The 12042-nt window shown below is 41.9% G+C and carries 14 protein-coding genes; 13 read left to right on the top strand and 1 reads right to left on the bottom strand.

All coding sequences use genetic code 11. The features are described from left to right. Positions 1 to 4: 4 nt before the first annotated feature. The 10 genes from IRB79_RS13360 (at position 5) to IRB79_RS13315 (ending at position 8556) form a co-directional block, all read left to right on the top strand. Positions 5 to 238 (top strand): HypC/HybG/HupF family hydrogenase formation chaperone, encoded by a 234-nt coding sequence (locus IRB79_RS13360; RefSeq protein WP_243509047.1) that lies wholly within the window; start codon positions 5 to 7, stop codon positions 236 to 238. Further along, complete coding sequence (hypD, locus tag IRB79_RS13355) at positions 213 to 1319, top strand: hydrogenase formation protein HypD (protein ID WP_243509403.1); 1107 nt, start codon at positions 213 to 215, stop codon at positions 1317 to 1319. The genes IRB79_RS13360 and hypD overlap by 26 nt, the downstream gene beginning before the upstream one ends. 2 nt (positions 1320 to 1321) lie before the next feature. Then, the gene (gene hypE / locus IRB79_RS13350) at positions 1322 to 2332 is read left to right on the top strand and encodes a hydrogenase expression/formation protein HypE (protein WP_243509043.1); all 1011 of its coding nucleotides are present in this window, start codon (positions 1322 to 1324) and stop codon (positions 2330 to 2332) included. Between the two features lie 56 nt (positions 2333 to 2388). After that, on the top strand, positions 2389 to 2898 hold the full coding sequence (locus IRB79_RS13345) for a cytochrome b5 domain-containing protein (protein ID WP_243509040.1): 510 nt from the start codon (positions 2389 to 2391) through the stop codon (positions 2896 to 2898). Further along, complete coding sequence (locus IRB79_RS13340; RefSeq protein WP_243509036.1) at positions 2898 to 3803, top strand: hydrogenase small subunit; 906 nt, start codon at positions 2898 to 2900, stop codon at positions 3801 to 3803. Before IRB79_RS13345 ends, IRB79_RS13340 begins: the two co-directional genes overlap by 1 nt. Then, positions 3796 to 5205 carry a nickel-dependent hydrogenase large subunit gene (locus IRB79_RS13335; RefSeq protein ID WP_243509034.1) on the top strand — a complete coding sequence of 470 codons (1410 nt, stop codon included), beginning with the start codon at positions 3796 to 3798 and terminating at the stop codon, positions 5203 to 5205. Before IRB79_RS13340 ends, IRB79_RS13335 begins: the two co-directional genes overlap by 8 nt. Further along, entirely contained in the window at positions 5205 to 5663 is a 459-nt protein-coding gene (locus IRB79_RS13330; protein WP_243509029.1) for a hydrogenase maturation protease, read from the top strand. The genes IRB79_RS13335 and IRB79_RS13330 overlap by 1 nt, the downstream gene beginning before the upstream one ends. Positions 5664 to 5796: 133 nt before the next feature. Then, positions 5797 to 7188 carry a DEAD/DEAH box helicase gene (locus IRB79_RS13325; RefSeq protein WP_243509028.1) on the top strand — a complete coding sequence of 464 codons (1392 nt, stop codon included), beginning with the start codon at positions 5797 to 5799 and terminating at the stop codon, positions 7186 to 7188. 22 nt (positions 7189 to 7210) lie between these two features. Further along, a complete protein-coding gene (locus tag IRB79_RS13320) occupies positions 7211 to 7792 on the top strand; it encodes a branched-chain amino acid aminotransferase (protein ID WP_243509025.1) in 582 nt (193 codons plus the stop codon). A 113-nt stretch (positions 7793 to 7905) separates the two neighbouring features. Next, positions 7906 to 8556, top strand: coding sequence for a spore coat protein (locus IRB79_RS13315; protein ID WP_243509022.1), 651 nt, complete (start codon positions 7906 to 7908; stop codon positions 8554 to 8556). 55 nt (positions 8557 to 8611) lie between these two features. Here IRB79_RS13315 and IRB79_RS13310 read toward each other — a convergent pair whose 3' ends face one another. After that, positions 8612 to 8905: a hypothetical protein gene (locus IRB79_RS13310; RefSeq protein ID WP_243509020.1), complete on the bottom strand. Its 294-nt coding sequence runs from the start codon at positions 8903 to 8905 to the stop codon at positions 8612 to 8614. Positions 8906 to 9162: 257 nt separating this feature from the next. Here IRB79_RS13310 and IRB79_RS13305 point away from each other — a divergent pair, with 257 nt between their 5' ends. The 3 genes from IRB79_RS13305 (at position 9163) to IRB79_RS13295 (ending at position 12033) form a co-directional block, all read left to right on the top strand. Continuing rightward, a complete protein-coding gene (locus tag IRB79_RS13305) occupies positions 9163 to 10206 on the top strand; it encodes a Delta(5) desaturase DesA (protein ID WP_243509017.1) in 1044 nt (347 codons plus the stop codon). Positions 10207 to 10300: 94 nt separating this feature from the next. After that, the gene (locus tag IRB79_RS13300) at positions 10301 to 11437 is read left to right on the top strand and encodes a sensor histidine kinase (RefSeq protein ID WP_243509014.1); all 1137 of its coding nucleotides are present in this window, start codon (positions 10301 to 10303) and stop codon (positions 11435 to 11437) included. Continuing rightward, positions 11434 to 12033 (top strand): response regulator transcription factor, encoded by a 600-nt coding sequence (locus IRB79_RS13295; RefSeq protein ID WP_243509012.1) that lies wholly within the window; start codon positions 11434 to 11436, stop codon positions 12031 to 12033. Before IRB79_RS13300 ends, IRB79_RS13295 begins: the two co-directional genes overlap by 4 nt. Positions 12034 to 12042 lie beyond the last annotated feature (9 nt).

Raw genomic sequence — 12042 nt, 5'->3', positions numbered from 1 at the left:
TCCTATGTGTGTAGGTGTTCCATCCAAAGTGATTAAACTTGAAGAAGACCGTGCTCTTGTCGAAGTTATGGGTTCAAAGATGTATGTGGGCATCCTCTTTGTTCCAGAGGTAAAAATCAATGATTATGTCCTGCTTCATGCAGGACAGGCTATGACCATCATCAATGAGGAATATGCACGCGAAAGCATGGAAGAATGGAGGAAAATAATTGATGGACAGCATGGCACCCTTTTCTGATCCGGTTCTAAGCAAGCAGTCAGCAGAAGCAGTCATTCATTTAGCTAAGCAATATATTCAACTGACTGGCCGTAAACCTGTTTTTATGGAGGTATGCGGCTCCCATACGATGGCTCTAGCTAAAACGGGTGTAAAAACAAGATTAAAAGATTACGTTCGATTAATAGCGGGCCCGGGCTGCCCTGTTTGTGTAACAGACCAAAAAACGATAGACAGCATGATCAGCTTATCAAAGGAAAGCGGCCGAATTCTATGTACATTTGGGGATATGATGCGCGTCCCGGGATCCAAGCATTCTTTGCTTGAAGCCAAAACAGAGGGAAAGGATATTCGTGTAGTTTATTCCCCATTGGACAGCCTTCAAATCGCTGAAGAAAATCCTGACAAGGAAGTTATTTTTTTAGGCATTGGCTTTGAAACCACGATTCCTTTGCTGGCTGCAGCCATTCAGGAAGCAGAACTTAGAGGTTTAACCAATTTTAGCGTTTGGATGACGACTAAATTGGTCGAGCCAGTTTTACGGGCTCTTCTCGAAGCAGGCGAAATTCACCTGGACGGTTTTTTGCTCCCCGGCCATGTGTCCGTTGTGCTAGGAAAAGAGAGTTACTCTTTTTTAGCAGAAGAATATAGGATGCCTGGAGTCATTTCTGGTTTTGAGCCTGTCCAGCTTCTAAGCAGCATTTATAAATTGCTGCAGCTTTGTTTAGAAAATAAATCAGAAATCATTAATGATTACCCTTACGTAGTTTCAGAGTCAGGAAACGCCTCTGCCAAAAGCCTAATGAGTAAATATTTACAGCCAGCAAATGAAGTTTGGCGTGGAATAGGGGCGATTCCCAAAAGTGGCCTGGTACTTAAAGAGAATTACCAAACATTTGATGCCAAAAACAAATTTAAGATTCATGTTGACCCTCCCCGAAAGACAAAATGCCGATGCGGTGAAGTCATTCGGGGATTGGCTGTTCCTGAAGAATGTATCCTTTTCAACAAAGCCTGCACACCAGCTAATCCAATAGGCCCCTGCATGGTTTCATCAGAAGGAACATGTGCAGCACATTACCACTATATGAGGGAGGAGTGATCATGCTGCAGCGGATAAATTTGGCCCATGGGGAAGGCGGGGAGCTGACACATAAGCTGATCAAGGATGTTTTTGAAAAAGCATTTGGCCATGGGGAGCATACAAAGTACGATTCGGCCATATTCCAATGCAGTTCCGAAACCATTGCATTAACAACTGATAGCTATGTTGTAAAACCGAGCTTCTTTCCAGGAGGAAACATTGGGAAGCTCGCTGTTACTGGGACTGTTAATGACTTGGCTGTCAGCGGTGCCATTCCTAAATTTATGACAGCAGGATTTATTATTGAAGAAGGCCTGCCCCTTAAAGATTTGAAGGAAGTGGTTAACAGCATGGCTGCCGAAGCTGAAAAAGCAGGGATCAGAATTGTGGCAGGAGACACAAAAGTGGTGGAAAAAGGAAGTGCTGATCAGTTATTCATCAATACTACCGGCATTGGAGCAGTGGAAAACGGACAGAAATTACAGCCAGAAGGGATTCAGAAAGGCGATTCGATCATTTTAAGCGGAACAATCGGAGACCATGGAATTGCAATTCTCAGCGCCAGAAAAGAGCTTGGCTTACTTTCGGATGTTGCAAGTGATTGCGCTTCCCTTAATGGGCTTATACAGAGCCTGGTGCAAACGACAGATGGAATACGATTAATAAAAGATCCTACAAGGGGAGGCCTTGCAACAGCTCTTGTGGAGCTTTGCGAGGACTTTCATTTTAATTGCGAAATTGATGAACCATCGATTCCGATTAGGGGTGATGTTCATGGGGCATGCGATATTTTAGGCTTCGACCCTCTTTATCTCGCAAATGAAGGAAAGATTATTTTGGTGGTAGATTCAAAGAAGGAGAAGCTGGCACTTCAATCATTAAGAAAACATCCGTTAGGTGAAAACGCTGCTGTCATTGGGCGGGTAACCGGCACAAATAAAAGTGCGGGGAAGCTTTTCTTAAAGACACCTCTTGGGACAACACGCAGTTTGCACCGACTTGCCGGATTGTTGCTGCCCAGGATTTGTTAAAGTTTTCTTCTTTACCTGCATAGGATAGGGTATGAAAGCCTAAGGGAGAGAAAGCCATGCAAAACATCAGGATGCTTCAGCAGCAGGTGAATAGCCTTATAAGTCAGGCAAAGCATGATATTTACACCATTTCTGTCACGTCCGATCCCACTGCAAAACAGTTAAGACTTCAAAGGCTATGGGATGCGTTGACAAGTATTCAATTTCTAAATGAACTGTTGGCCAGTCATGCCATTTCATCGATTTCAGCTAGTAGTAATGGTCCAGCCCAGCCCACGATGCCAGCCAGCCAGCCATTACCCGCACCTGCAGCATATCCAGAATTAACCCTTCCTAATCAAACCTTTACAATCCAGGAATTATCGAATTACGATGGCAAAAATGGAAGGCCTGCTTATGTAGCCGTGGGCGGAGTCGTTTATGATGTAACCAATAACAGAGCTTGGGCGGCTGCCACCCATTTTGGTTTGGTATCAGGGAAGGATTATACCCAGGAGTTCGCATCCTGCCACGCAGGACAGAAATCGATTTTAGCGACTTTGCCAGTCATCGGGAGGTTGGTGTAGTGGAAAATTATATTTTGCCGCCAGAGTCATTGACCAATGAAGCCATTGCAGCCAGGTTAACAGCTAGTGCCAGAAACGGTATTGAAGACGGCTCGGTTAAAAAGAAAAACCTTGTATACTTAGAGCTGAATGGATGCTCCGGCAATATTATTTCCTTACTGAACGGAGCCAATCCGGACTTTGAGTATATGATGGGATCGATGGTCAATCTCGTATACAGCAATAGCTTAATGGCTGCAGAGGGGGAGCAGGCCATAGACAGGCTTATTAAAGCTATGGACGAAGACTATATTTTAGCAGTGGAGGGAGCAGTTGCTCTAAGGGACAATGGTTTATATAACATTATCGGCAGCTGGCAGGGAAAACCGCTTACCGGTTTGGAAGCAGCAAAAATGCTAGGGGAGAAAGCTTCCCATATTCTTGCCGTAGGGGCATGTGCTACCCACGGGGGTGTTTCGGCAGCCAGGCCCAACCCTTCCCAGTCGGTAGGATTGCAGGAAGTTCTCCCTGATAAAGATATGATTAAACTGCCAGGCTGCCCTGTCCACCCAGACTGGTTTTTAGGAACCTTAGCCCACATTCTTTTATATGGTGATCCGGAAACCGATAATCTCGGTCGGCCCTTAATGTTTTATAGCACTCTAATTCATGACAGATGCCCTAGACGGCCTTTTTTCGACCGGGGTATTTTTGCTGAAAAGCTCGGAGATAAAACCTGTTTGTTTAAGCTTGGCTGCCGTGGTCCTGTCACCAGGACTGATTGTCCTACAAGGCAATGGAATGGCCATGTGAATTGGCCGATAGGGGATGATACCCCTTGCATTGGATGTGCCCAATTTGGATTTCCTGATGCGATGGCTCCTTTTATCAGTTATGACACAACAAGGGTGGTGAAGGATGAGTAAGCGAATCGTCATTAATCCATTAACAAGAATAAGCGGTTTTATGGAAGTTGAAGTGATCGTCGACCAGCATCAGGTTGTAGATGTTAAAACAAAAGGAAACCTATTCAGGGGCTTTGAGCAAATGCTTGTCGGCAGAAGCCCCTTTGATGCTGTATATTTTACCCAGCGTATTTGCGGCATTTGTTCCGCTGCCCACTCAATGGCATCTTCAACCGCTTTGGAGGATGCGCTGAACATTGAACCAAGCGAGCAGGGAAGATATCTTCGCGATATAATCCATTGCTGTGAGTTTTTACAAAACCATATTCGCCATTTTTATCAATATACGGTTCCCGATTTTGTAAAAATTGAAGGAAACACATTGCTGCAGGCGGACCATAATGATTTCAGACTGCCTCAAAAAGTAAATAGAGTTATCTCCCAGCATTACTTCGAATCACTGGAAATAAGCAGGCTTGCCCATCAAATGCTTGCCGTTCTCGGAGGAAAAGCTCCCCATAACCATGGTGTTTTTATTGGCGGTATTACAACTCAGGCTACAGCAGAAAAAATCGTCCATTTGGATTCCATTCTTCAGAAAATAGCTAAGTTTATTGATGAAAAAATGATTCCGGATGTTTTTGAAATTTCCAGGTATTATCCAGAGTATTATCGTTTGGGCGGCGGATATGGGAACCTTTTAACTTATGGTGCATTTAATCACTATAAGGATATCAAAACCTTATACGTAGATCCTCTTGTGTATACGGATAATGGGATCCAGTCATTTGATGAAACTAAAATTCAGGAGAAAATAGATTATTCCTGGTACAAGTCATCCTCTTCTGCTTACTCACCTAATGATGCGATTCCAGAACCGGACCGCAAAAAAGAAAAAGCTTATTCATGGGTAAAAGCACCAAGATACAACGATCTCCCATTCGAAGTCGGCCCTTTAGCAAGACTGATATTGAGCGGGGATTATACAAACGGCATCTCTGCGATGGACAGAACGATTGCAAGGGCATTAGAAGCGAAAAAAATTGCCGGCATTATGAAAACCCTTTTGGATTTGCTTATTCCTAATACAAACGTACAGAAAAAGTATGAATTGCCGGAAGAAGAGGCATCGGGCAGGGGACTGGTAGACACTACACGCGGCGCTTTGGGCCACTGGATAAAAATTAATGATAAAAAGATAGCCTTCTATCAAATCATAACACCATCAACCTGGGACTTTTCCACTCGCGACGAGAAGGGATATCTGGGAACTGCAGAGGAAGCATTAATGGGCACACCAATTCAAGATCCTGAAAATCCAGTGGAAATCGGCAGAATCCTGCGTTCCTTTGATCCTTGCATGTCATGTGCGACACATGTACATAGACCAGGGAAAGAAATCAAAACCATTCAGGTGTTTTAATGAAGAAGGCCATTATTTTAGGGATAGGCAACCGACTGATGAAGGATGATGGGATCGGTGTGTATCTTGCTGAAGAGCTTAGGAAAACTGAAAAAAGCCTGGAATGCGAATATATCATAGGTGAATCAGACATAGATTACAGCCTTTCAAAGCTGGAAGGAGCAGAGTTTGTCATTATCCTTGATGCAGTGTTATCTGGAGGTACTCCAGGTGATATTGGAGTTTTTCCTTTGGATAGGGCTTACTCGCATAAATTCCTGGGATTGTCGCCGCATAATCTGCATCTGTTTCAAGCATTATACGATCAAAGAAACAAATTGGAAGGCTTCCTAATCGGGATTGAACCTTTTGATATATCCTTTCAAATGGGATTAAGCAGGGAGATTTGCAGAAAATGGCCTGAAATCGTAGGCAAAGTAAAAAAAACAATTGATAAAATTTTATCAAAAAGAGGATAGTTTTCAGGGTGAACTCATTGTTCACCTTTTTTTTGTGTTTTATTGCAATAAGAATGCTTGCTATTTTGCCGCGAAACACACAATATAAATAAGGACGATTTTAATATACCAGGAAAAGAAAGTAGGGTTTTATTTGCATGAATTTGTAACACTTGGCATTTCTAAAAAGCTGTCTGATGTACTCCTGAACCATGGTATTGCTAAGCCAACACCTATTCAGGAGCAAGCCATACCTGCTGTTATGGATGGAAAGGATGTCATAGCTCAAGCCCAGACAGGGACTGGCAAAACTTTTGCTTTTATTCTGCCGATTCTAGAGAGCATTGATCCGGCTGCCGCTCATATCCAGGCTTTAATTGTAACACCAACAAGGGAATTGGCTTTGCAGATTACGGACGAAGTGATAAATCTTACACAAGACAATGATCAAATAGATGTCTTGGCGGTATATGGAGGGCAGGATGTCGAAAAACAGCTTAAAAAGCTGCAAAAACATGTCCAAATTGTAGTGGGGACCCCTGGCCGGCTGCTGGACCATATCAAACGGAGAACCATTGATTTATCACAAGTGGGTTCTCTGGTATTGGATGAAGCCGATCAAATGCTACATATCGGTTTTTTGGATGAAGTGGAGGATATTATTAAAGAGACTCCTGGCAGCAGGCAGACCATGCTTTTCTCAGCCACTATTCCAGCAGAAATAAAAAAACTGGCAAGAAAACACCTGAAAGAACCACAGTATATTCAAGTCGAAAAAACTCAGGGGCCGGCAGATTCAGTTAAGCAAATCGCGATACATACGATCGACCGTGCCAAACAGGCAACACTCATGCAATTAATTCAAACTCATAGACCTTATTTAGCCGTCATCTTTTGCCGGACCAAACGCAGGGTTAGCAAGCTCAATGATGTACTAAAATCAAATGGCTTCCAATGTGATGAGCTTCACGGAGATTTATCTCAGTCTAAACGGGAACAAGTGATGAAACGATTCAGGGACGCAGAATTACAGCTATTAGTAGCAACTGATGTTGCAGCAAGGGGACTTGATGTGGAAGGTGTCACACATGTATTTAATTATGATATTCCACTGGATCCGGAAAGCTATGTTCACCGAATCGGAAGAACGGGAAGGGCTGGCATGAAGGGGATGGCAATCACTTTTTATTCATCCGCAGACAAACCGCTCCTTGAAGCAATTGAAAAAGGGCTGAACATTACAATTTCCAAGCAGAACCTTGGCAATAGCCATGAAAGAGAAAAGCCTTCCAGGTCATCAGAAAAAAACTCTCAAGTGCAAAAAAGCCCAGCTTCACCTGGAAGAAAGAAAAATGATAATCGGGAAGATGCAGACAGAAAAAAGAATGAAGGCAAAACTTCCCCAACAAAGAGCAGAAAAGGGCAAAGGAAAAAATCAAAACCATTGAAATCAGCTGGTAATGTAAACCGCAGCAAATCACAATCAAAAAAGAAGACTTCAGCGCCTAAATCTGTGAGTAACATGTCAAAAAGACGCGGAAGGTAACCATAATTAAAGGAGGAGCGAAATGTTAAAAGAACGGATTGAAAATCATCTCAAGGAACCAGGAAACGAAATATACAAAGAAGAAAAAGAATTTGCTGAAAAGCATCAGCTATTATCAAATGCTGAATCTTTAATAATCAAAAATCCTAAAGCCCGCTTTGCAAATGCATATATAGAGAGAGGAAACAAGGAAACAGAAGAAGTCCTCTCACAGGAGACACCCGATTTTCTAAACCAGCCTATCGATTATTTTGTGAAAAATATTAAAGAGTTTATTTACCTTGAGTCTGAATGGTTTGGGATTATTGGTGCAGACGCCATCTCATTTGAATTCGATGATCTGTTCCGAACCTATGATGTCATGCTTGGACTTAAATTGCCTAAAAAAAAAGCAGAAACAATAAGGTCATATTTAAAAAGAACATTACAAGGTGATTCAGCAACATTTGATCTAATGTTTAACCAGCAAGATGGGTTATGGGAACTCAATTTTGCTTTGGATGACTTGGAGGGCTTTAAAGAAGACATGACCATAAACGATGCTTACAATCTAATTTACAGATATCTATTCTTACTGACAGAAACGATTGAGGAAGTCAAATAAAAAAGCGGTTCAATCGAACTGCTTTTTTTTATTTATTTTTTTTACCATCCCATGGATATTTCTATTTAAAAATCTGCATGATAAAGATTGTTAATAAAAAAGGAGGAATCCAAATGGAAAATCAGCCTAACCAGATGCATCAAAATATGCATACAGGAAATATACCTCAGCAGCTCAACCATGGAGCACATGAAGTTCTTGATGTTCAAGAGGTTTTATCAGGTACAGTCGGCACCTTAAACACATACTCACTATTGCGTCAGCACGTACAAGATCAAGAACTGGCAAGTATAATGGACCGCCAATATCAATTTGTGCAAGAGGAATACAATACTACACTGGAATGCTTCCAGACAGGTAAAGATCCTTCAAAACCAACACAGAGCTATAAAATGAACCAGAATAATGATTTTATTTATGGTTTAAAGCCTTCTCAGCCAAAAAAGCCAATCCAATCTGTCTCCGAAATGAATGAAGAAACAGTTTCCGGCTGCCTTCTGGGAGCATTAAAATCTGCCGCTTCCATGAAAACAATGGCTGCTCTCGAAACAACAAATCCAGTTGTCCGGAGGGTACTGGCTGATTCAGTCCCAAATTGCATTGAGATGGCTTATGAACTTTCGATTTATCAAAACAAACATCATTTTTACCAGGTACCTCAGTTTACACAGCAGGATATGCAGCAAATGTTAAATGCATATGCACCTGCACAGGGGCAAATGCCAGCTCAAGGGCAAATGCCAAATCCTAATATTCCTCATTAAAAGAGAGCCCCTTGGTAATATGCCAAGGGGCTCTTGCATTCTTTTGCATATGTGGTTATTTAAAGGTCTCATTCGATAATGGAGAGCCAGAAGCTGTATGCTGATTCATCCAATCAAGAGATACTCTGGAAACCGTCTGCCAATCCGGAATCTTATCTTTATGTTTCTCAATCCAGCTCATTGCGAATTGTGAATCAATGCCTTTTTCCTCACATTGGCTTAAAAAATCCAGTACGGCTGACTGATTGAATTGATCCCAGCCTCCACACATATTCTTCCAAATCTGCTCAATTGAAGCTTGTATGGGAGAATCGATATCTGTTTTGCCGAGTTGATTATGATTGTGCATTCAAAACTCTCCTTTTTATTTAATATCAATTTCATTATGTCCTAGGGAATTAGAAGTCATGTGTGAGGCAAAATAATCCTAAAAAATAAAAATTTTTTTTAGGGAAACATAAAAGTTATAGCCTATTTATAGGATCTCATCTTAATTTTTCAGCAAACCATGACATTTATCATGGTTTGGACATGACACTCATGTCTACAAAACCTTCTGAAAACCCTTTATCATAAGGTTAACGTCATGAAGAAGGGAATTAAAAAATGACTTCTAAACAAAAACAACTCAACTTAAAAAAACAAATGGCACCCTATGAAAAATCCGATTTAACACGCAGCATCATGCAGCTGGTCAATACTCTGGGACCTTTTTTCCTGCTGTGGTTCCTTGCTTATAAGAGCCTGAGCTTTTCTTACCTGCTGACGCTTGGCATATCTGTCATTGCAGCTGGCTTCCTGGTCAGGATCTTCATCATTTTCCATGATTGCTGCCACCATTCCTTTTTCAAAAATCGCAAAGCAAACAAAATCGTTGGCACATTCACAGGAATACTTACCATTTTCCCTTATCACCAATGGCAGCATGACCACAATGTTCACCATGCAACAAGCGGTAATCTGGACAAGCGTGGTACAGGAGATATCTGGACACTGACAGTGAAAGAATACCAGGATGCGGCTTGGTCGACACGCGCAGCCTATCGCATCTACCGCAATCCGTTCGTCATGTTAGGTTTAGGCCCGATTTATGTATTTTTGTTAAAAAACCGATTTAACAGAAAAGGGGCAAGAAAGAATGAACGCATCAATACTTATCTTACAAACGCAGCCATCGCTGGTTTGTATGCGTTCATGTGCTGGGCCATCGGATGGGAAGCATTCCTAATGGTGCAAGGACCTATCTTTTTAATTTCCGGAGCAGCGGGGATTTGGCTTTTCTATGTACAGCATACATTTGAAGACTCCTATTTTGAAGAAGATGATAAGTGGGAGTATGTAAAAGCGGCAGTAGAAGGAAGCTCCTTTTACAAGCTTCCAAAAGTAATTCAGTGGCTAACCGGGAACATCGGGTTCCATCATATTCATCACTTAAGCCCACGCGTGCCTAACTATAATCTCGAAAGCGCACATTATAATACAGCTGAACTTCAGAATGTACCGACCATTACTCTTTCGACCAGCCTGAAGTCACTTCGATTCCGCTTATGGGATGAAGAAGCCCAGGACTTCACGGGATATGGAGCAGCAAAGCAGTCTGCCCACAGCAAAAAACAGAGCAGAGCGAAAACTGCATCTGTGAAGCCGTAAACTAAGTGTATAATCTGCTGAAGAACAGCTCCTTTGTGATATGATAGCAAAGGAGCTGTTTCATTATTTCACGAATAAAAAGAGGGTACCTCACATGTTTAAAAAGTATTTCGCTACATTGAAAAGTTCAGGCATTTCTCCTTATATATGGAGTGTATTCAGCATTTTGCCGTTTTATTTCATCTTCAGATCCACCTCTAAAATCGCCATAGCCGTTGGAATTATCCTGACCATTTTCTTTTTTATATCATTGCGTTTTGCCTTTATATCGCGGAAGTGGCCCGTCTATTTATGGACAGGCATCTTAATCAGCATATCGATTACAATGACCATTCTATTTTCGTTTATTTATTTTGCATTTTATATTGCTTATTATAATGGCCATATCAAAAACAGGATTGCATTTTTAACGCTATATGTCATCCACCTGGTGGCAACCACCATCTCAATTAACATTAATTTTGTAACACAGAAGCCATTATTTCTCGAACAGATCCCTTTTATCATAATCATCTGGATCAGTGTAATTTTGCTTCCTTTTAACATTCACAATAAGAAAAAGCAGGAAATGCTTGAAGAACAGCTCGAAGATGCCAACAAAAGGATTGCGGAGCTTGTCAAACAGGAAGAAAGGCAGCGGATTGCCCGCGATCTTCATGATACACTCGGACAAAAATTGTCTCTGATCGGGTTAAAAAGCGATCTGGCCAGGAAGCTCATCAGTAAGGATCCTGACCAGGCAAAGGAAGAACTTATAGACGTTCAGCAAACGGCCAGAACAGCATTAAACGAAGTAAGAAAAATGGTTTCCCAGATGAGAGGAATCAGGCTGAAGGAAGAAATTATACTTGTTAAGCAAATCTTAAAGGCAGCCTCAATCGAATTCATTGGGGAAGAAGATATCAAATTAAAGAATGTGTCACTCTTCCTTGAGAATATTCTAAGCATGTGCATGAAAGAAGCTGTGACAAATGTGGTAAAACACAGTAATGCAACAGAATGCCGCATCAGCATTGAACAAACCTGGAATGAAGTTAGCATTACTGTCCAGGATAACGGAGTGGGCATGAATCCCTCAGCAGATATCGGCAAAGGGTCTGGACTGCTTGGATTAGGAGAGCGGCTCGACTTCGTCAATGGAAGCCTGGATATTGAATCTAAAAATGGAACAACGATTACAATGAAGGTGCCAACAGTCGTGAAGGAAACAAATAAGGAGGAAAAGGCATGATTAAAATCGTCATAGCTGAAGACCAGCGGATGGTGCTTGGTGCTTTAGGATCCCTGTTAAATCTTGAAGACGATATGGAGGTCATTGGCAAAGCATCGAATGGGAAGGAAGCCATATCTCTTGTCAAAACCCTTAAACCGGATGTATGCATTATGGATATTGAAATGCCGGAAAAAAGCGGCTTGGAAGCGGCGGAAGAATTGAAAGGCATGGGATGCAAAGTTATTATTCTGACAACCTTTGCAAGGTCAGGATATTTTCAGCGTGCCCTTAAGGCCGGTGTAAGGGGATACTTATTAAAAGACAGCCCAAGTGAAGAGCTCGCCAGCTCAATCAGAAACGTCGTGGAAGGAAAGCGCATCTATGCACCTGAATTAATGGATGATGTATATGGGGAAGAAAACCCGCTGACCGACCGTGAAAAAGAGGTGCTTGAGCTGATTGCTGACGGCAAGAACACCAGGGAAATTGCCGACCAGCTCAGCATTAAAACAGGAACCGTCCGTAACTATATATCTGCTATCCTTGACAAGCTGGAAGTTACGAACAGAATTGAAGCTATTACCCAGTCCAAGGAGAAGGGCTGGTTTAAATAAAAGTGTTTC

It is taken from the genome of Cytobacillus oceanisediminis, from assembly GCF_022811925.1.
GTDB lineage: Bacteria > Bacillota > Bacilli > Bacillales > Cytobacillaceae > Cytobacillus > Cytobacillus oceanisediminis_D.
Note: the sequence above shows the minus strand (reverse complement) of the source record. Positions and strands in the feature narration are given on the sequence as shown.